The 20,471-nt window shown below is 66.4% G+C and carries 18 protein-coding genes; 7 read left to right on the top strand and 11 right to left on the bottom strand.

The window, feature by feature from the left end:
• Nucleotides 1–19: 19 nt before the first annotated feature.
• Both A9W95_RS21990 and A9W95_RS21985 read left to right on the top strand, forming a co-directional pair.
• Nucleotides 20–2,281 (top strand): helicase-associated domain-containing protein, encoded by a 2,262-nt coding sequence (locus A9W95_RS21990; protein ID WP_067417738.1) that lies wholly within the window; start codon nt 20–22, stop codon nt 2,279–2,281.
• Nucleotides 2,282–2,289: 8 nt separating this feature from the next.
• Nucleotides 2,290–3,939 carry a DNA repair helicase XPB gene (locus A9W95_RS21985; protein ID WP_067417901.1) on the top strand — a complete coding sequence of 550 codons (1,650 nt, stop codon included), beginning with the start codon at nt 2,290–2,292 and terminating at the stop codon, nt 3,937–3,939.
• Nucleotides 3,940–3,954: 15 nt separating this feature from the next.
• Here the strand turns inward: A9W95_RS21985 and A9W95_RS21980 are convergent, their stop codons facing one another.
• Together A9W95_RS21980 and A9W95_RS21975 are read right to left on the bottom strand one after the other, a co-directional pair.
• Nucleotides 3,955–5,100 (bottom strand): thiolase family protein, encoded by a 1,146-nt coding sequence (locus A9W95_RS21980; protein WP_067417735.1) that lies wholly within the window; start codon nt 5,098–5,100, stop codon nt 3,955–3,957.
• A gap of 46 nt (nt 5,101–5,146) precedes the next feature.
• A complete protein-coding gene (locus A9W95_RS21975) occupies nt 5,147–5,560 on the bottom strand; it encodes a Zn-ribbon domain-containing OB-fold protein (RefSeq protein ID WP_067417732.1) in 414 nt (137 codons plus the stop codon).
• 132 nt (nt 5,561–5,692) lie between these two features.
• On the opposite strand from A9W95_RS21975, the gene A9W95_RS21970 reads away from it, so the two are divergent.
• The 3 genes from A9W95_RS21970 to A9W95_RS21960 all read left to right on the top strand — a co-directional run bounded on the left by A9W95_RS21970 (nt 5,693) and on the right by A9W95_RS21960 (nt 9,913).
• Nucleotides 5,693–7,591 (top strand): serine/threonine-protein kinase, encoded by a 1,899-nt coding sequence (locus tag A9W95_RS21970; protein WP_067417729.1) that lies wholly within the window; start codon nt 5,693–5,695, stop codon nt 7,589–7,591.
• Between the two features lie 74 nt (nt 7,592–7,665).
• Complete coding sequence (locus tag A9W95_RS28330; protein WP_067417726.1) at nt 7,666–9,582, top strand: serine/threonine-protein kinase; 1,917 nt, start codon at nt 7,666–7,668, stop codon at nt 9,580–9,582.
• A 37-nt stretch (nt 9,583–9,619) separates the two neighbouring features.
• Nucleotides 9,620–9,913 carry a putative quinol monooxygenase gene (locus A9W95_RS21960; protein WP_067417723.1) on the top strand — a complete coding sequence of 98 codons (294 nt, stop codon included), beginning with the start codon at nt 9,620–9,622 and terminating at the stop codon, nt 9,911–9,913.
• Between the two features lie 115 nt (nt 9,914–10,028).
• Here the strand turns inward: A9W95_RS21960 and A9W95_RS21955 are convergent, their stop codons facing one another.
• Nucleotides 10,029–11,018 (bottom strand): LLM class F420-dependent oxidoreductase, encoded by a 990-nt coding sequence (locus A9W95_RS21955; RefSeq protein WP_067417719.1) that lies wholly within the window; start codon nt 11,016–11,018, stop codon nt 10,029–10,031.
• A gap of 21 nt (nt 11,019–11,039) precedes the next feature.
• The gene (locus A9W95_RS21950; RefSeq protein ID WP_067417716.1) at nt 11,040–11,576 is read right to left on the bottom strand and encodes a TetR/AcrR family transcriptional regulator; all 537 of its coding nucleotides are present in this window, start codon (nt 11,574–11,576) and stop codon (nt 11,040–11,042) included.
• Nucleotides 11,577–11,650: 74 nt separating this feature from the next.
• Here A9W95_RS21950 and A9W95_RS21945 point away from each other — a divergent pair, with 74 nt between their 5' ends.
• Nucleotides 11,651–12,859, top strand: a complete 1,209-nt coding sequence (locus A9W95_RS21945; RefSeq protein ID WP_067417713.1) for an FAD-dependent monooxygenase — start codon at nt 11,651–11,653, stop codon at nt 12,857–12,859.
• Nucleotides 12,860–12,917: 58 nt separating this feature from the next.
• Here A9W95_RS21945 and A9W95_RS21940 read toward each other — a convergent pair whose 3' ends face one another.
• Nucleotides 12,918–15,062: a 3-hydroxyacyl-CoA dehydrogenase NAD-binding domain-containing protein gene (locus A9W95_RS21940; RefSeq protein ID WP_067417711.1), complete on the bottom strand. Its 2,145-nt coding sequence runs from the start codon at nt 15,060–15,062 to the stop codon at nt 12,918–12,920.
• Between the two features lie 4 nt (nt 15,063–15,066).
• Nucleotides 15,067–16,278, bottom strand: a complete 1,212-nt coding sequence (locus A9W95_RS21935) for an acetyl-CoA C-acetyltransferase (RefSeq protein ID WP_067417708.1) — start codon at nt 16,276–16,278, stop codon at nt 15,067–15,069.
• A gap of 308 nt (nt 16,279–16,586) precedes the next feature.
• Between A9W95_RS21935 and A9W95_RS21930 the strand changes: the two genes are divergently transcribed.
• Nucleotides 16,587–17,762: a pyridoxal phosphate-dependent aminotransferase gene (locus tag A9W95_RS21930; protein WP_067417705.1), complete on the top strand. Its 1,176-nt coding sequence runs from the start codon at nt 16,587–16,589 to the stop codon at nt 17,760–17,762.
• Here the strand turns inward: A9W95_RS21930 and A9W95_RS21925 are convergent.
• The 5 genes from A9W95_RS21925 to A9W95_RS21910 form a co-directional block, all read right to left on the bottom strand.
• The gene (locus A9W95_RS21925; RefSeq protein ID WP_067417702.1) at nt 17,755–18,195 is read right to left on the bottom strand and encodes an SRPBCC family protein; all 441 of its coding nucleotides are present in this window, start codon (nt 18,193–18,195) and stop codon (nt 17,755–17,757) included. The two genes, A9W95_RS21930 and A9W95_RS21925, sit on opposite strands and share 8 nt — an antisense overlap.
• Before the next feature lie 83 nt (nt 18,196–18,278).
• Nucleotides 18,279–18,416, bottom strand: coding sequence for a hypothetical protein (locus A9W95_RS27355; RefSeq protein WP_172826681.1), 138 nt, complete (start codon nt 18,414–18,416; stop codon nt 18,279–18,281).
• Nucleotides 18,417–18,477: 61 nt separating this feature from the next.
• Nucleotides 18,478–18,819 (bottom strand): DUF3140 domain-containing protein, encoded by a 342-nt coding sequence (locus A9W95_RS21920; RefSeq protein ID WP_082983259.1) that lies wholly within the window; start codon nt 18,817–18,819, stop codon nt 18,478–18,480.
• A gap of 55 nt (nt 18,820–18,874) precedes the next feature.
• On the bottom strand, nt 18,875–19,330 hold the full coding sequence (locus tag A9W95_RS21915) for an SRPBCC family protein (protein ID WP_082983258.1): 456 nt from the start codon (nt 19,328–19,330) through the stop codon (nt 18,875–18,877).
• 57 nt (nt 19,331–19,387) lie between these two features.
• Nucleotides 19,388–20,467 (bottom strand): CaiB/BaiF CoA-transferase family protein, encoded by a 1,080-nt coding sequence (locus A9W95_RS21910; protein WP_067417699.1) that lies wholly within the window; start codon nt 20,465–20,467, stop codon nt 19,388–19,390.
• Nucleotides 20,468–20,471 lie beyond the last annotated feature (4 nt).

The raw sequence follows: 20,471 nt of genomic DNA, 5'->3' as shown, positions 1-20,471 counted from the left end.
CGGCCTACGCTGATCAGCAATGACCGAACAAACCCCGGATATACCGCTGGGGTCGTGGCTGGCCGACTTGTCCGACGAGCGGCTCATCCGGCTGCTCGAACTGCGGCCAGATCTAGCCCAACCCCCGCCAGGCAGCATCGCCGCGCTGGCCGCGCGGGCCCAGGCTCGTCAATCGGTCAAAGCCGCCACCGACGATCTGGACTTCCTGCGGCTGGCCGTCATCGACGCACTGCTGGTGTTGCAAGCCGATGCCGAGCCGGTGCCCGTGGCCAAATTGCTGGCTCTTCTCGCCGACCACGCGCCCGCAGGTGACCTGGAAAGCGGTGTCCTCAGCGCTCTCGAGGACCTGAAAGACCGGGCCCTGGCCTGGGGCGAGACGGCGGTGCGGGTGGCCGCCGACGCCGCCACCGCCCTGCCCTGGCATCCGGGTCAGGTCACCCTGGAAGATTCCGCGCGCAGCGGCGGGGAGATCGCCGCCTTGCTCGACGGGCTCGACGACGCGCAACGCGACGTGCTGGAACGCCTGCTGGAAGGCTCCCCGATGGGACGAACCCGCGACGCGGCCCCCGGCGCCCCGCCGGACCGGCCGGTGCCGCGCCTGCTGGCGACCGGACTGCTGCGCCGCATCGACGCCGACACGGTGATCTTGCCCCGCCACGTCGGGCAGGTGCTGCGCGGCGAGCGCCCCGGCCCAATGCGACTCACCGCTCCCGACCCGGTGGTGACCACCACCCGCCCGGCCGACGCCGATGCGGTGGCCGCCGGGGCGGTCATCGACCTGCTGCGCGAGGTCGACGTGCTGCTGGAGAACCTGGGCACCGCCCCGGTCGCCGAACTGCGCAGCGGCGGACTAGGAGTGCGCGAGGTCAAGCGCCTGGCCAAAGCGACCGGAATCGACGAGCCCCGGTTGGGCCTGATCCTCGAGATCAGCGCCGCGGCGAGTTTGATCGCCAGCGGCATACCCGACCCCGTCCCGACCTACGGGGAGGGACCGTACTGGGCGCCCACAGCGACCGCCGACCGGTTCACCGCGCTGCCCGCCGCCGAGCGATGGCACACCCTGGCCGCCACCTGGCTGGACCTGCCCGGTCGCCCGGCCTTGATCGGGACTCGCGGGCCCGACGGCAAACCTTATGGTGCGCTGTCGGATTCGCTGTTTTCGACCGCGGCGCCGCTGGATCGCCGACTACTACTGGACATGCTGGCCGAGTTGCCCGCCGGTGCGGGCGTCGATGCGGCCAGCGCATCGGAGGCCTTGCTGTGGCGCCGGCCGCGCTGGGCGCGGCGGTTGCAACCGGGGCCCGTCGCCGACCTGCTGAGTGAGGGGCACGCCGTCGGTCTGATCGGTCGCGGCGCCATCAGCACCCCGGCTCGCGCCCTGCTGGACTCCAACGACGCCGCGGCCGCGATCGACGCGATGACGCGAGCGTTGCCCAAACCGATCGACCACTTCCTGGTCCAGGCCGACCTGACCATCGTCGTGCCCGGCCCGCTGGAGCGTGATCTGGCCGAGGATCTCGCCACGGTAGCCACCGTCGAGTCGGCGGGAACCGCAATGGTGTACCGGGTCAGCGAGCCCTCCATCCGGCACGCGCTCGATATCGGCAAGACCCGCGACTGGATGCACAACTTCTTCCGAATCCATTCCAAAACGCCCGTGCCCCAAGGGCTTACTTATCTCATCGACGATGTGGCGCGGCGGCACGGGCAACTGCGGATCGGCATGGCCGCGTCGTTCGTGCGCTGCGAGGATCCCGCGTTGCTGGCGCAGGCCATATCGGCTGCCGAGGACTTGCAGCTGCGGGCCCTGGCCCCGACTGTGGCGGTGTCTCCCGCGCCGATCGCCGAGGTGCTCGCGGCGCTACGTAGTGCCGGTTTGGCGCCGGCGGCCGAAGACTCGACCGGCGCCATCGTGGATGTGCGCACCCGGGGCGCGCGGGTGGCCACGCCGCAGCGCCGCACCCCCTATCGGCCGCCGCCGCGACCCAGCAGCGACACCCTCAACGCCGTCGTGGCGGTTTTGCGCAAGGTGACCGCCGCCCCGTTCGGCAACATCCGCGTCGACCCAGCCGTGGCGATGTCGTTGCTGCAGCGCGCGGCCAAAGATCGAGACACGGTGCTGATCGGGTATCTCGACGCGGCGGGCGTGGCCACCCAACGGGTGGTATCGCCCATCCTCATCCGTGGGGGTCAGTTGACGGCCTTCGATTCTGCGTCCAGCCGGCTGCGTGAGTTTGCCATCCACCGCATCACCTCGGTGGTGTCGGCCGACTCGGGATAATGGGTGTCATGACTGACGGACCACTGATCGTGCAGTCGGACAAGACGGTGCTGCTGGAAGTCGATCACGAACTCGCCGACGCCGCACGCGCCGCCATTGCGCCGTTCGCCGAGCTGGAACGCGCACCTGAGCACGTGCACACCTACCGCATCACGCCCCTGGCGCTGTGGAACGCCCGCGCCGCCGGCCACGACGCCGAGCAGGTGGTCGACGCGCTGGTCAGCTTCTCCCGCTACGCGGTTCCCCAGCCGTTGCTGGTCGACATCGTCGACACCATGGCCCGCTACGGGCGCCTGCAACTGGTGAAGAACCCCGCCCACGGCCTGACCCTGGTCAGCCTGGACCGCGCGGTGCTCGAGGAGGTGCTGCGCAACAAGAAGATCGCCCCGATGTTGGGCAACCGCATCGATGACGACACCGTCGTCGTACACCCCAGCGAGCGCGGCCGGGTCAAACAGCTGCTACTCAAGATCGGTTGGCCGGCAGAGGATCTCGCCGGTTACGTCGACGGCGAGGCGCACCAGATCGAGCTGCAGCCCGACGGCTGGGAGCTGCGCGACTACCAGCAGATGGCCGCCGACTCATTCTGGGCCGGCGGCTCGGGGGTGGTGGTTCTGCCCTGCGGTGCCGGCAAGACGCTGGTCGGCGCGGCCGCGATGGCCAAAGCGCGAGCCACGACGCTGATCCTGGTCACCAATATCGTCGCGGCCCGGCAATGGAAACGCGAACTGGTCGCCCGCACCTCGCTGACCGAGGAGGAGATCGGTGAATACTCCGGCGAGCGCAAGGAGATCCGGCCCGTCACCATCTCGACGTACCAGATGATCACCCGCCGCACCAAGGGCGAATACCGGCATCTGGAACTGTTCGACAGCCGCGACTGGGGACTGATCATCTACGACGAGGTGCACCTGTTGCCGGCGCCGGTGTTCCGGATGACCGCCGATCTGCAGTCCAAGCGCCGCCTGGGGCTGACCGCGACGTTGATCCGTGAAGACGGCCGAGAAGGCGACGTGTTCTCCCTGATCGGGCCCAAGCGTTACGACGCGCCGTGGAAAGACATCGAAGCGCAGGGCTGGATCGCACCGGCCGAATGCGTCGAAGTCCGAGTCACCATGACCGACAACGAACGCATGATGTACGCCACCGCCGAACCCGAGGAACGCTACCGGCTGTGTTCGACGGTGCACACCAAGATCGCGGTGGTCAAGTCGATTCTGGACAAGCACCCCGGCGAGCAGACCTTGGTGATCGGCGCCTACCTCGACCAACTCGAGGAGCTCGGCGCCGAATTGAACGCACCGGTGATCCAGGGCTCGACCAGGACCAAAGAACGCGAAGCACTGTTCGACGGCTTTCGCCGTGGCGAGATCTCCACTTTGGTGGTGTCCAAGGTGGCTAACTTCTCCATCGACTTGCCGGAAGCGTCTGTGGCAGTGCAGGTTTCGGGAACCTTCGGCTCACGCCAGGAAGAGGCGCAGCGGCTGGGCCGGCTGCTGAGGCCCAAAGCCGACGGCGGGGGCGCGATCTTTTACTCCGTGGTGGCGCGGGACAGCTTGGACGCCGAGTACGCCGCGCACCGGCAGCGGTTCCTGGCCGAGCAGGGCTACGGCTACATCATCCGCGACGCCGACGACCTGCTGGGCCCGGCGATCTAGTCCTGACGGCGCGACTCAGAGCGACAGGATCGTCGCGGACGCGGTGCCCGGTGCGCCGTACACCTGCGCCAGTCCCACGCGCGGGTTGCCGGGCACCTGCCGCTCGCCCGCCTCACCGCGTAGCTGGCGCACCAGCTCGTGCACCTGGCGCAGCCCCGACGCGCCGATCGGTTCGCCGTTGGCGATCAGCCCGCCGTCGGTGTTGATCGGCAGCGATCCGCTGATCTCGGTGGCGCCGTCGGCGAGCAGCTTTTCTTGTTCACCGTCGGCGCACAGCCCGGTCTCGGCCATGTGGATGACCTCGGCACCGGCGTCGGTGTCCTGCAGTTGGGCCACGTCGACGTCTTCCGGTCCGATGCCGGCGGCTTCGTAGGCGGCCTTGGCCGCGTAGACCGTGGGTGAGGAGTCCTCGTCGAGCGGGGCGAAGGTGGCATGGACTTCGTAGGCGCCGTACCGACGGGTGCGGATTTCGCTGGCGCGCACATACACCGGCTTGTCGGTGTACTGGTGCGCCAGGTCGGCGCGGCACATCACCACCGCCGCGGCGCCCTCGTCGGGGGCGCAGAACATGTACTGCGTCAGCGGGTAGTTGAGCACGGTCGAGTTGAGGATCTCCTCTTCACCAAGCGCCTTGCGCCGGAACGCATTTGGATTCATTGATCCATTGCGGTAGTTCTTGGCGGCGACCTTGGCCAAGGTGACCGGGGAGATGTTGTGGTCGTGCAGGTACTTGTTGGCCTTCATTCCGAAGAACTTGGTGGTGACGAACTGGCCGTTCTGGGCATACCACTGTGGCAGCGCCAGCTTGGCGGGGTCGTCGGTGAACGCGCCGCGCGGATGCTTGTCCAAACCAATGGCGATGCCGATGTCGTACTTCCCCAACCGAATCGTGTCGGCCGTCTGCTGGATGGCGCTGGCCGCGGTGGCGCAGGCGTTGAACACATTGGTGAAGGTGATGCCCGTCAAGCCCACCAATCGGGTCACCGCGTCGGGGTTGGACACCTCGTGGCTGCCGCCGAAGCCGAACTGTATGTCTTTCCACTCCACACCGGCGTCGGCGAGCGCGGTTTGGATCGCCTCCGCACCCATCTGCATAGCGGTCTTCTCGAACCTGCCGAAAGGATGCAGGCCCACACCGACGATGGCTACGTCATTGGTCATTGATGGCATCTCCTGAATAGACGGTGGCGACCCGCTTCACTCGGCACTAGACCGGCTGGAATGCGAACGTGACAATTTCGTCGCCGTCGGCGTCGGTGGTCAACGGCACCATGGTCAGCTCGACCTCTTGCCCGAATTGCAGCTTGGCAGGGTCGTTTTCGGTGAGCCGACCCTCGACCCGGATCACATCGCCGAGCTGAATCAAGCCCACACCGAAGGGCACGAAATCTTTGCCGGCCGGACCGGCGTAGGGCGCTCCGGGCGGAAAACCCTGGGTGGTCCAGGCCACCACTGTGCCGCGGCGGGGCAACAACACCTCGCTCATGTCCGATCCGCTACAGCGCGGGCATAGCTGCTGGACCGGGAAAGTGGTGGCTCCACAGCCGCCGCACCGACTGCCGACCAGTTGGGGCTCGTCGTCCGGCCAGGTGGAGATGTGGGGGTCCAGCGCCTTCTGCATCGAGGGATCCTCCGTGGTAAAAGCGGCTCACCAAACGGTACAACAGCATTCCGCCAAAGTGGAAATCCCATTCTCCCTCCTGGTTGTCCACTGTCGGCGCTGCCGACACCGGCGAAGCTTTACGATTTGGCCATGTCGCTCGAGGCGGGCCAGGTCTTTGCCGGGTACACGATCTTGCGGGTGCTCGGTGCCGGTGGCATGGGTCGGGTGTATCTGGCCACTCATCCGCGGTTACCGCGTGAAGACGCCCTCAAGGTGTTGCCCGCGGAGTTCACCAGCGACGCCGAATACCGGGCCCGGTTCGCCCGCGAAGCCGACCTGGCCGCGGGCCTGTCCCACCCCCACATCGTGTCCATCCACGACCGCGGCGAACACGACGGACAGTTCTGGATCTCCATGGACTACGTCGCGGGCACCGACGCGGCCCGCCTACTCGCCGAGCGCTACCAAAGCGGCATGCCCGCCGACGAAGTCGCCGCCATCATCACCGCGGTGGCCTCCGCACTGGACTACGCCCACCACCGCGGCCTACTACACCGCGACGTCAAACCCGCCAACATCTTGCTCACCGACCCCGACGCCCACGCCCGCCGCATCTACCTGGCCGACTTCGGCATCGCCCGCCGCATCGACGACTCCGCCAAACTCACCGCCACCAACGTCGCCGTGGGCACCGTGGCCTACGCCGCCCCCGAACAACTACGCGGCCACACCATCGACGGCCGCGCCGACCAATACGCCCTGGCCTGCACCGCCTTTGAACTGCTGACCGGCACCCCGCCCTACACCGACCCCAACCCGACCGTGGTCATCGCCCAACACGTCAGCGCCCCACCACCATTCATCGGCACCCGCCGACCCGAACTCGCCCACCTCGACCCCATCTTCGCCACCGCACTCGCCAAAGACCCCAACCACCGCTACCCCACCTGCACCGACTTCGCCACCCAACTCACCACCCACCTCAACCCCGACCACCGCGACCTGGTCACCGCCCTGCACGCCAAAGACACCCAACCCGCCATTCCCATCCCGATCTCACATCCACCGACCACCCGACGCTCCGCCGTCGTCATCGGCGCCCTGATCGCCGTCGCCGTGCTCATCATCGCCGCCGTCATCACCGGGGTCACCCTCACCCAAAAACACCATCAAGCCTCGACCGCCCCGCCCCTGCGCAGCACCGCGACCGCCGCCGCGCCTCCGTCTAGCGCAGCGCCGAGCGTCGTCGGGCCGTTCACCGGCACCTACCGCGTGGACTTCGGCCAGCTCACCGATCTCGACGGGCAGCAAAAAGCCGGTGCCGCAACGTCATCCGGGACCTATGGACTGCGCTCGACCTGCGGCCCCGCCGGTTGCATTGCGACCGCATCCCGCCTGGGCGGCGGCGAACGGGCGTTCGCCTCGTCGTTGGTTTTCGACCAAGTCGAGGGGCGCTGGTTGGCCGTTGGCCTGACCACCAGCCCGTGCCGGGACTTCGCCGGCGAGATCTGGGAAGTCTTCACGCTGCAACCGCGTCCGGACGGCACGCTTGCCGGTGAACACACCCGGACCGCTCGCAACAACTGCCAGGAGAAGCGAACGGTCACCTTCACCCGCACCGGCGACCTCGACATCACGCTGCCCGATCCGGCGACGCTACCGCCGCGGGTGGTGTCACCGGCCGAAGCGTTCCACGGTCACTATCAGCTGACCCGGACGTTCGCCAACGGTGGCCCACAACAGCTGGGCAACTCCGGCATCACCACCAACTGCCTGCGCAACGGCGAACGGTGCATGAGCTACTTCCACGCCAAATCCGGTGACGTGCCACTGGTTTTCGCGGCCGGGACGTGGACGTGGGACGACTCGACCAACGGCAACTGCCCGGACGGGAGCCCGGCCAGCCTGAAAGCCACCGCGCAGCATCCACTGCCTGCGCCGGTCCAAGATCCGGTACCGGCGCTGAGCGGCCACGGACACTGGACCCAGATCGGCGCGTGTGCGGTCAGTATCGATTTTGACGAAACATTCACGCGCACAAGCGACTAGCGCGACGGCGTGCGCCTACCGATCCCAACTTTGTCGCTAGCCTGCGCTGGTCATCCCCGTTTAGCATTCACGCCATGTTGCTTGAAGTAGGCCAGGTCTTTGCCGGGTACACGATCTTGCGGGTGCTCGGTGCCGGTGGCATGGGTCGGGTGTATCTGGCCACTCATCCGCGGTTACCTCGCGAAGACGCCCTCAAGGTGTTGCCCGCGGAGTTCACCAGCGACGCCGAATACCGGGCCCGGTTCGCCCGCGAAGCCGACCTGGCCGCGGGCCTGTCCCACCCCCACATCGTGTCCATCCACGACCGCGGCGAACACGACGGACAGTTCTGGATCTCCATGGACTACGTCGCGGGCACCGACGCGGCCCGCCTACTCGCCGAGCGCTACCAAAGCGGCATGCCCGCCGACGAAGTCGCCGCCATCATCACCGCGGTGGCCTCCGCACTGGACTACGCCCACCACCGCGGCCTACTACACCGCGACGTCAAACCCGCCAACATCTTGCTCACCGACCCCGACGCCCACGCCCGCCGCATCTACCTGGCCGACTTCGGCATCGCCCGCCGCATCGACGACTCCGCCAAACTCACCGCCACCAACGTCGCCGTGGGCACCGTGGCCTACGCCGCCCCCGAACAACTACGCGGCCACACCATCGACGGCCGCGCCGACCAATACGCCCTGGCCTGCACCGCCTTTGAACTGCTGACCGGCACCCCGCCCTACACCGACCCCAACCCGACCGTGGTCATCGCCCAACACGTCAGCGCCCCACCACCATTCATCGGCACCCGCCGACCCGAACTCGCCCACCTCGACCCCATCTTCGCCACCGCACTCGCCAAAGACCCCAACCACCGCTACCCCACCTGCACCGACTTCGCCACCCAACTCACCACCCACCTGTACCCGGACACCCGAGCCACTCAGCCCGCCATTGCGATCACCGCGCCGGTCGGCCAATCATCGCCTCGCCGGCGGTTGATCCAGCGACCCGCCGTCGTGATCGGCGCGCTGGTCGCGGCGGCACTGATCGTCATCGGTGCTGTCTTTGCCGGCGTCACGCTCAGCCAGTCGCGCCGCCATGCGACCAACGCCGCGCCCAGCACGACCACCACCGCCGTTGCCGCCGCGCCGCCCACCACTACCGCGGTCGCAGCACCCGCCAGTCCGCCGCCCCCGCCGCTGCCGGCGTTCACCGGCACCTACCGCGTCGACTTCGGCCCGCTCACCGATCTCGACGGCAATCCCGGCGGCAACGGCAAATCGGTGATGGCCAGCTACGGCCTGCGCTCGTTCTGCGGGGGCAGCGGATGCGTGGCCACCGGCGCCCGCCTCGACGGAGACGCCACGCTGGCGGCAACCACGGTGTTCGACCAGGTCGACGGGGACTGGGTCGCGGTCTCGCTCGCGTCCGACCAATGCCACGGTGCTCCCGCCGAATTCTGGCAAGTGTTCGTGTTGCACCCGGCACCCGACGGCACCCTCACCGGTGAATTCAGCCGCACCAGCGCAAGCACCTGCCGAGACAAAAGGACCGTCACCTTCACGCGCACCGGTGACGTCGACGTCAAGACGCTCACCGATCCGGCCACCGTGCCACCGCGGGTGGCGTCTCCGGCCGCAGCACTGCACGGCCACTACCGCGTGCTGAGGTCGTTCAACACCGAGCAGCCTAAACAGTCGGGCGAGTCCGACGTCGTCACGCAGTGCCTTCGCACCGGCGAACGGTGCATCAGCTACTTCCACGGCCGCGCGGGCGACTCACCGTTGATCTTCGCCAACGGAATATGGACCCTGAATACCGAGCAGGACTACAAGTGCCCGGCCGGTGGCACAACGCATTTCAGTATCATCGCCCAGTTCCCGTTGCCGGCTCCCCCGGACGATCCGATAACGTCGCTGATCGGGCACGGCCACCAGGAACAAACGGGGGCCTGCGCGGTGAACACCGGCTTCGAGCAGACGTTCACTCGCACCGGTGATTAGCACCGATCGCTGATCACCCCGAAAGAAGGAGACGACCATTCCCGTCACTGTGATACTCGAACTCAAGATCAAGCCGGACTCGGTGTCCGCGGCGCGCGATGTCATGGGCCGCGCGCTGCAAGACACCCGCGCCTTCGACGGGAATCTTCGCACCGATGTACTCGTCGACGACGCCGACGACGGCCACTGGCTGATCTATGAGATCTGGGAGAGCGTCGAGCACGACGAGGCTTACCGCAAGTTCCGCGCCGGAGAGGGTCGGCTGACCGAGTTGCCCCCGCTGCTCGCCGCGCCGCCGGTCAAGACCCGGTACACCACAACCGACATCTGAGCAGCATCGAGGGTGCCACGACGGCGCCGAGTGTGCGCCGAGGGCGCTGATCCCGCGAGATTCGCGCCCCCACAACACGTTCGAAGCCCACAGCACACGCTCGACGTGTCAAGCTCTAGCTCAGCGCGGGAATGACCTCGCGTTCGAAGAGCTCGATACCGGACCGGTCGTAGGCCGCCTCGGGGAAGTAGCAGATCGCATACTCGCAACCGAGGTCGCGCACCTTCGCCAATCGCTCGATGATCTGCTCGGTGGTGCCGGTCGCCGAGTCGGGTCCACTGCCCCCGGCAATCATCGAATCCGCGACCGACTCAGGGACGTATCCGACCATGCGGTCCCGCACCCGCTGTAAACGGTCCTTGACGTCGGCATCCGAGGTGCCGACGAGCGCAGTGAAGTTCGCCGAGCGCACGATCGCCCCGAAATCGGTGCCCACGTCGCGGCAGTGCTCCGCGAGCACCTCGGATTTGTGGGCGAACCCCGCCGGTTCTCCGGTGAAGTTGGTGTACTGGGCGTACCGCGCCGCGATTCGCAGCGTCACCTTTTCGCCGCCGCCGGCGATCCACAGCGGGATCCCGTTGTCTTGCAGCGGCTTCGGCGCAACGATGGCGCCGTCTACTTGGTAGTGCTTGCCCTCGAAGCTCACCATGCCGTCGCGCCATGCGTCCCGCAAGATCTGCACGCCCTCGTCCAACCGGCCCAACCGCACCCCCGCCGACGGAAATCCGTAACCGTAGGCGCGCCACTCGTGTTCGTACCAACCGCCACCGATGCCCATCTGCACCCGGCCGCCGGAGATGATGTCGGTGGTAGCCGCGACCTTGGCCAGATACACCGGATTGCGGTAACTCATCGCCGTGCACATCTGGCCGAGTTTGATCCGTGTGGTGGTAGCCGCGTAGGCCGCCATCAGCGTCCACGCCTCATGGGTGGCTTGATCGGTCGGCACCGGCACGGTGTGGAAGTGGTCGTACACCCACAGCGAATCCCACGCGCTGCCGTCGGCATAGGTGGCCAGATCGCGCATCACCGTCCACTGTTGCTCGGGTGCGATGCCGACGAGATCCATTCGCCAACCCTGGGGGATGAAAAGACCGAAGCGCATAGCGCACTCTAACCCGGGCGGCTAGACACCCAATGCAGCCAGAGCGGCCTGCACCGACAGCTCGCGTAACTCCTCATGAGGCGCATCGGGGAACTGCATGCAGCAGTCCTGCAGGCCGCCGAAGGCGAGCACCGCGCGGGTGGCTTGGGCCAGGGTCGGTTTAGGACCGAACACCAGGTTGCCCAGCCGCGTGCGCCAGGCCAGCACGGTGTCGATCAAGCCCAGGTCGGCCAGCATCGTCAACTCGGTCAACACCAGGATGAGGTCTTGGCGGTGCCGATAGTGAAAGTCGAAATAGCCCTCGAGCAACTCACGCACGCAACGAAACCCGTGGCTTTCCTGTTCGGCGACGAATCGCTCCCCGTCCTCGATCAGCGGTACGACGATGCTGCGCACCAGGTCCTCGCGCGAGGTGTAGTGGTAGTACAACGCCGGCTTGGTGATACCGAGCTCATCGGCGATGTCCTGCAAGCTCGTTCGTTGCACGCCTTGGCGCAAGAAGAGCTCGCGTGCCACGTCCTGGATGCGCTGCCGGGTGTCGGACCGAGGTCGGGTCACCCGGCCAGCTTAACTGACTTAACGATCGGTAAGCACCGTGTTACGCTTACCGAACGTTAAGTAAGGAGCTGAGCATGCGCATCCTGATCTCCGGCGCCAGTATCTCCGGTCCGGTACTGGCTTATTGGCTGGCTCGCTATGGCTTTGAGGTCACCGTCGTCGAACGCGCACCGCAGTTGCGCAAGACCGGCGGGCACGCCGTCGATCTGTTTCGGCCGGCCATGGAGATCTCGGAGAAGATGGGTCTGCTGTCGCGGATTGAAGCGCTGGCCACTGGGACGACCAAGTTGACCGTCCATCGGCAAGGCGCCCGCCGACCCGTCCACGTCGACCTCACCAAACTCCTTGGAGCCATGTCGAGCCGGCATGTCGAGATCATGCGCGACGACCTCAGCGAGGCCTACTACGAGGCAAGCCGCGGTCATGCCGAGTACCTATTCGGTGACTCGATCACCGCGATCTCCCCCGACGGCGACGTGCGTTTCGAGCATGCCGCGCCCCGCACTTTCGATGTCGTGGTGGGCGCCGACGGCCTGCATTCGAACGTGCGACGGCTGGTTTTCGGCCCAGACGCCGGCCACACCGAGTTCCTGGGCGGCCATCTGGCCGTATTGTCGGTTCCCAAATCGCTTGCGCGCGAGGGAGAGTCGTCCGGTCATCTCGGCGCCGGCCGGATGGTGATGATTTACACGGCCGCACCACTGGACGACGCGCGGGTGGTGTGCCTGTTCCGCAGCCCCCAACTCGACTACCACTATCGGGATGTCAAGCGCCAGAAGGAATTGCTCCGCCAAGCCGTTGCCGGGATGCACCCGCAGGTAGACCTCTGGCTCGACGAGCTCGACCACACTCCGGCGTTCTATTTCGATTCGGTTACCCAACTGCAGCTCGACACCTGGTCGAAGGGCCGGGTCACGTTGGTAGGCGACGCCGGATATTGCCCGGGACCGGCAGTCGGCGGCAGTACCAGCCTGTCGGTGTTCGGCGCGTATGTCTTGGCCGGTGAACTGGCGCGGGCACGGGGAGATTACCCGCGGGCGTTCGCCGCCTACGAACGCCAACTCACCGAGCCGGTGCGCAACAGCCGCGCCGTGGCCCGCACCATGGCCAAGCGTCTGGTGCCGAAGACCGCCACCGGTGTCTGGGCGCTCACCCGTGGGGCACAACTGATTTCGGCCTTGCCGGGCACCGTCGGTCGAGCGATGGCGCAGGCCAATACCGCAGGTGTGCACGTGTTCGACCAGATGCGGTTCGTGGACTACGAGGCCATGGCCGCCAACTAGCGAAAGCCGAAAGCCCCCGAAACAACGTCGTTTCGGGGGCTTTCGTGCTTGCTCGCGACTAGGTCAGCGAGTCCGGGGGCAGGAACCGGTCGCCGTACTTCTGGGCCAGTTCCTTGGCCCGGGCGACGAATGCTTCCTTGCCGATGCCGGCCGGGCCCTCGTAGCCGACGATGTACTGCGCGCTACCACCGGTCCACGGCGGGAAACCGATGCCCATGATGGACCCGATGTTGGCGTCGGCGGTCGAGGTCAACACGCCTTCGTCGAGACACTTTTGCGTCTCCAGCGCCTCGGCGAACAGCATCCGATCGATCATGTCCTGCAGCGGCGGCGTCGAGGTGCCCGACTTGAACGTCTCATGCAGACCCGGCCACAACCCGGACCGCTTGCCGTCGGGATATTCGTAGAAGCCGGCGCCCTTGAGCCGTCCAGACCGTCCTAGTTCGATCATCTTCTCCACGACGGCCTCGGCCGGGTGCGGCTCGTAGGTGCCGCCGGCGTCCTCGACGCCCTTGCGGGTGGCGACGGCGATCTTGTGCATGAGCTCGAGGTTGAGCTCGTCGGACAGCTGCAGCGGCGGGGCCGGATAACCGGCCTGCGAACCGGCCTGCTCGATGGAAGCCGGTTCCACGCCCTCGCCCAGCATCGCCAGGGCCTCGTTGACGAAGGTGCCGATCACCCGGGAGGTGAAGAAGCCGCGGCTGTCGTTGACCACGATCGGGGTCTTGCCGATCGCCAGGGTGTAGTCGAACACCCGGGCCAGCGCCTCGTCAGATGTCTTCTCGCCCTTAATGATCTCGACCAGAGGCATCTTGTCCACCGGTGAGAAGAAGTGGATGCCGATGAAGTCCTCTTGGCGCTTGACGCCGCTCGCCAGACCGGTGATCGGAAGCGTCGAGGTGTTGGAGCCGAGCACCGCGTTGGGTTCGACGATGTCCTCGATCTCCTGGAACACCTTGTGCTTGAGGTCCTGGCTCTCGAACACCGCCTCGATCACGAAGTCGACGCCGGCAAAGTCCGAGGCGTCAGCCGTTGGAGTGATCTTGTCCAGCAGCGCTTTTGACTTCTCCTCGGTGGTGCGGCCGCGCTCCAGCGCCTTGGCCTCCAGCTTCTCGGAGTAGCCCTTCCCCTTCTGCGCGGCCTCGATGCTGACGTCCTTGAGCACCACGTCGTAGCCGGCCTTAGCCGACACGTAGGCGATCCCGGCGCCCATCATGCCGGCGCCCAACACACCGATCTTGTTGATCGGGGTCTTGCCGATTCCGTCCGGACGCGATGCACCGGAATTGATGGCCTGCAGGTCGAAGAAGAACGCCTGAATCATGTTCTTGGCGACCTGACCGGTGACCAGCTGAGTGAAGTAGCGGCTCTCGATGCGGCTGGCCGTGTCGAAGTCGACCTGCGCACCCTCGACCGCGGCGGCCAGGATGGCCTTCGGCGCCGGCATTGGCGCGCCCTTGATCTGCTTGCGCAGCAGCGACGGGAACGACGGCAGGATGGACGCCAGCCCGGGCGAGGACGGAGTGCCGCCGGGCATCTTGTAGCCCTTCTTGTCCCACGGCTGCTCGTGCGCGTCCGGATTGGCCTTGATCCACTCCTTGGCAGCGGGCACTAACTCCTCGACCGTGGGCAGCAGCTCGTCGATCAGGCCGAGCTCCTTGGCCTTGGCCGGCTTGAAGCGCGTCCCCTGCGACAGGATGTTGACGAACGCGTTCTGGATACCGAACATGCGCACCGTACGGGTGACACCACCCGCGCCGGGCAGCAAGCCCAAAGTCGCCTCGGGGAAGCCGAACTGCGAGCCCTTGACGTCGGCGGCGATGCGGTGATGACAGGCCAGCGCGATCTCCAGGCCGCCGCCGAGCGCGGCGCCGTTGAGGGCGGCCACCACCGGCTTGCCCAGCGTCTCGAGAGTGCGCAACTGCTTCTTGACGTCCTCGACCAGATCGAAAGCCTCACCGGCGTTTTCCGGACCGATCTGGATCATGCTCTTCACGTCGCCACCGGCGAAGAAGGTTTTCTTCGCGCTGGTGATGACCACGCCGGTGATCGAATCCTTTTCCGCGACAAGGCGATCGACCGCCTTGCCCATCGACTCGATGTAGGCGTCGTTCATCACGTTGGCCGACCCGGACGGGTCGTCCAAGGTCAGCGTGACGATGCCGTCGTCGTCCTTATCCCATTGAATGGTGTTCTCAGCCATGCGCTTAAACCCTCTCGATGATCGTGGCGACGCCCATGCCGCCGCCGATGCACAGCGTGACCACCGCGCGTCGGGCGTTGCGGCGCTCCAGCTCGTCGACCATGGTGCCCAGGATCATCGCGCCGGTGGCGCCCAGCGGGTGGCCCATCGCGATGGCGCCGCCGTTGACGTTGAGCTTCTCGTCGGGGATGTTCAGGTCCTTCTGGAACTTCAGCACCACCGAAGCGAAGGCCTCGTTGAGCTCGAACAGGTCGATGTCGTCGACGGTCAGACCCGCGCGGTCAAGCACCTTCTGCGTGGCCGGGGTCGGGCCGGTCAGCATGATCGTGGGCTCGGCGCCGGTGGTGGCGGTGGCCACGATGCGCGCCCGCGGGGTCAGACCCTGCGACTTGCCGGCCGCTTCGGTGCCAATCAGCACCAGCGCAGCACCGTCGACGATGCCGGAGCTGTTGCCGCCGGTGTGCACGTGGTTGACCTTCTCGACCCAGTGGTACTTCTGCAGCGCCACGTCGTCGAAGCCGCCCAGTGCGGCCAGGCCCTCGAAGGCCGGCTTCAGCTTGGCCAGACCCTCCATGGTGGTGTCGGGGCGCATGTGCTCGTCGTGGTCGAGGATCAGCAGACCGTTCTGGTCGCGGACCGGCACGACGGACTTGGCGAAGTAGCCACCCGACCATGCCTCGGCCGCCTTCTGCTGACTGCGCAGCGCGTAGGCGTCGACGTCCTCACGGGAGAAGCCCTCGATGGTGGCGATCAGGTCAGCGCCGATGCCCTGAGGCACGAAGCCGACGTCGTAGTTGGTGGCCGGGTCCAGCGCCATCGCGCCACCGTCGGAGCCCATCGGCACCCGGCTCATCGACTCCACGCCGCCCGCGAGCACCAGGTCGTCCCAGCCCGAGCGCACCTTCTGCGCGGCGGTGTTGACAGCCTCGAGCCCGGAGGCGCAGAAGCGGTTGAGTTGAACACCGCCGACGGTGTCAGGCATACCGGCTGCCAGCACCGCGGCACGGGCAATGTCGCCGCCCTGGTCACCGACCGGCGACACGACACCCAGGATGACGTCGCTGATCAGGTTCTCGTCCAGGTCGGGAAAACGCTTGCGCAATTCCTCGATCAGGCCGACGACCAGGCTCAAGGGCTTGACCTCGTTCAGCGAACCGTTGCGTTGCTTGCCACGGGGGGTACGGATGGCCTCGTAGACAAAGGCTTCTTCGGACATGTCTATTTCCTGTTCACAAATGTGGGGTTCGGATCCGTATTCAAGGGTAGGTCCGGTACCCGCACCCTAACAGGATCCCCGGCCAACCTGTTGGTTGGGCCGTGGGCGGCAGCTCTCCCGCAAGCCGCATCTGCCTCATCAGCCACACCAGCCTCCAATCGGATGGGCACCCGGTGTGCGCGCCTCAGCGCGACAATCCTCAGTTCGGCAGTCGACTGCCGAAATTGTCGCTGTGAGGTGCGCAAAAGGGCGCCGTCACCCGGAGAGGCAGCTGTGACCAACGTGACCACGTCGTAAGCTCGACCGACATGACGGTGTCGCGCCTGCAGCCCTACGCGACCACGATCTTCGCCGAGATGTCGGCGTTGGCCGCCCGCATCGGCGCGGTCAACCTGGGACAGGGCTTTCCCGACGAGGACGGACCTCCGGCGATGCTCGCGGCGGCCCAGGAAGCCATCGCCGACGGCGTCAACCAATACCCGCCGGGTCTGGGCATCGCGCCGCTGCGCCATGCCATCGCCGCCCAACGCCGACGCAAATTCGGCATCGAGTACGACCCCGAGACCGAAGTGCTGGTGACCGTCGGCGCCACCGAGGCGATCGCCGCGGCGGTGATCGGCTTGGTGGAACCGGGCTCTGAGGTGGTGCTGATCGAGCCGTTCTACGACTCCTACTCACCGGTGGTCGCCATGGCCGGCGCAAAGCGGGTGACCGTACCGCTGGTTCCGCACGGGCGTGGCTTCGCTCTGGACGCCGATGCCCTGCGCCGCGCGGTGACACCGCAGACCCACATGCTGATCGTCAACACACCACACAACCCGACGGGCGCGGTGTTGAGCGCCACCGAGTTGGCGGCCATCGCCGAGATCGCGGTGGCCACAGACCTGCTGGTAATCACCGACGAGGTCTACGAACACTTGGTCTACGACGGCTACCGTCACCAGCCGCTGGCCGGCTTCCCGGGCATGGCTGAGCGCACGGTGACCATCTCCAGTGCGGCCAAGATGTTCAACTGCACCGGCTGGAAGATCGGATGGGCTTGCGGGCCGGCGCATCTCATCACCGGCCTGCGTGCCGCCAAGCAATACCTCAGCTACGTGGGCGGTGCACCGTTTCAGCCGGCAGTGGCGCTTGCCCTGGAGACGCAGGACGCCTGGGTGGCCGAACTGCGCAACACGTTTGAGCGGCGACGCGACCGACTGGCGGCGGGATTAACCGACATCGGCTTCGCGGTTCACGACAGCCACGGCACTTATTTCCTGTGCGCCGATCCGCGTCCGCTGGGTTATGACGACGGGACCGCGTTCTGCGCAATGCTGCCCGAGCAGGTGGGCGTGGCCGCCATCCCGATGTCGGCGTTCTGCGCTGCCTCGGCCCAGCAGTCATCCTCACTGAATCACTTGGTGCGCTTCACTTTCTGTAAGCGCGAAGGCACCCTCGACGAGGCGATCCGGCGATTGAGTCTGCTGCCAGGCGCTAACTAGCCGGTCCCAGCACGCGCCGGCGTAATCCTTCGGTGGCCGCGTCGAGGATCTTTTTGCGGGCCCGGTTGACCCAGAATTCGGGCAGCGGGGCATTCGGCTCGACGGTCAGGGTGAATCGCACCCGGGTCTTGTCGTCACCTTCTCGGATCAAGTTGTATTCGCCGTGCTGGCCGCGTTGCTGGGCGGTTTTGCGCGCATCCCAGACCACCCAGTCCGGTCCCCAGTGGTATTCGACCAATTCCGTGTCCACGATGCCGGTGACTTTGATGGTGACTTTGACGTGGAACGGACGTCCATCGGGATGGGTGTCGATAACCTGGCATTTCTTGTGCACCGACGACCACGACGGCACCGCGTCCATGTCGGCCAGCGCCTCCACTATGACCTCAGGAGGCGCTTCAATGACGATCTCGCGGGACGCTTGGACGGCCATTACTACCAAGTTAACCCCGGGCGGGGCCGCGCCTAAAACCTATAGCGGTGTCGAATCAACGCCGCGAAAGCTGCCCTCAACGATCACCGCAGCGTCGGGCCGGCGGTCGGAACGTCGGGATCGTCGTCGGCCGGCGGCTCCGGGTCGCGCCACTCCTCGGCGCGGCTGGACCGGTTTCCCCGCAGGGTGCCTTCCAGTTCGTGCTTGAGTTCATCGTCCACACGGGGATTCAACTTCGAGTTTCCGCGTTCCATCACGTTCCCTTTCTCGGATGCGGGTTCCTCAGCGGGTCCCCTTCAGCGGGTCGTGACCCAGGGTCATCAACCGGTGCCGCCAGTCCTCGGATCCGGCGGTCGCTTCCATTTCGTCGCTGCGTTCGGCGTGAACACGGTCGACGACCTTGCGCATGATCCGCTCGTCTTCCTCGTCGAGGTCGACGCGCCGCTTCTGCAGGACCTTCAACACGCCTCGCCCAGTCTTCGTCCCGGCCCGATCGGGTAGTTCTTCGGCGTCCTCGTCGGCAGATCGGGTGCGCAGCCACTCGGAGAGCTCACGCGACGACATGTTCACCACGCGGTGGAATTCCTCCCACAACGCCGGGTCCACCTCGACATGCCCGCTCACCGGTCCGCCCTCCCATTAGCCGCTTGAAATGTCGGCTACCCGGCCACCGGAGCGGCTAATCAGATACCGCTGGACCGGTGTCCTTTTCGACCCATTGCCGCAATCCTTCGGTGGCCGCGTCGAGGACGGCTCTGCTGGCGCGCTTGACGATGAAGCCGGGAATGGGCCCGGAGGGTTCGACGGTGATGTCGAACCGCACCCGCGATTTGTCCAGACCCTCGGGTCTGACGGTGTATTCGATGTGCTGTCCGTGTTGCTGAAAGGTCTTTTCGGCGTCCCAGCACACCCAATCCGGACCCCAGTGGTATTCCAATATCTCGTTGTCGACGATGCCGAGAATCTTGACGGTCGCCTTCACGTGATGCGGCCGACCGTCGGGATAGCAATCGAGGACTTCCACCCGCTTGTGCACGGGGGACAACTGGGGCAAGGCGTCGACGTCTTGCAGCGCCTGCATGATCTTCTCCGGCGGCGCATTGATCACAATTTCCCGCGATGCCTGGACTGCCATCCCAGTCAAGCTAGCAATGCCGGCCCCCAGCTGTGCAGGCTTGGGGCAAATACATTGTCACCAGCCAACTTCGGCGAGCGGTGTGGTGTCCGCAGGCGGGCGTCCCACCGGTGTTGTCGGGGTGCGGGAGAACCTCGGCGCCGGTGCGGCCTGCTCGACACCGTGCGCGATGATCACCGTCGAACGGGCGGTCAGATGCTCGTCCGTGGCGGCCTCGGCCCACGTCAGTACCGGCGTCACACAGGCGTCGGTGCCGGCGAAGATCTCGGTCCACTCGTCTCGGGTCTGGCTGGCGAACCGCTCGGCGAAGATGTCTCGCATGCGCGAATACGACGCGACGTCAAGCTGATTGGGCACTTCGGCGGCGTCCAGGCCGAGACCGTCGAGCAATGCGGCGAAAAATTGCGGCTCGATGGCGCCGACGGCCAGGTACTTCCCGTCCGAAGTCTCATAGCAGCGGTAGAACGGAGCGCCGCCGTCGAGCAAGAAGGACTCGCGCCGGTCGCGCAGCGCGCCAGTGGACTTCATCGTCCACATCATCTGTGCCAACACACTGACTCCGTCGACCATCGCCGCGTCCACCACTTGACCCAGCCCGGAGCGTTCCCTCTCGTAGAGGGCTACTGCGATCCCCAGCAGCACCAGCATCGAACCGCCACCGAAATCGGCGACCAGGTTCAGCGGCGGCAACGGCGGACGGTCGGCGTAACCGAGCGACGACAGCAGACCGGTACGGGACAGGTAGTTAATGTCATGGCCTGCCGTCGAGGCCAACGGTCCATCCTGGCCCCAACCGGTGATGCGGGCAAAGATCAGGCGCGGGTTGACCGCCGCGCAGTCCTGGGGCCCGACGCCGAGGCGTTCGCAGGTGCCCGGCCGGAAGCAGTCCAGCAGCACATCGGCCTTGGCGGCCAGCTCCAGCAATGCCTGTGGCTGCGTCTTGATGTCCAGCTCCACGATCCGCTTACCCCGGTGCAGCAGGTCACGGTCTTCGGCAGGCACCACGAACCCACCCAACCGCCGCACCCGCACCACATCGGCACCGAGGTCGGCCAGCATCATCCCGGCATGCGGGCCCGGTCCGATGCCGCCGAGTTCGATGACCTTCACCCCGGCTAGTGGACCCCCGCTCGTCACGCGG

The organism is Mycobacterium sp. 1423905.2, from assembly GCF_001673155.1.
Lineage (GTDB): Bacteria > Actinomycetota > Actinomycetes > Mycobacteriales > Mycobacteriaceae > Mycobacterium.
Note: the sequence above shows the minus strand (reverse complement) of the source record. Positions and strands in the feature narration are given on the sequence as shown.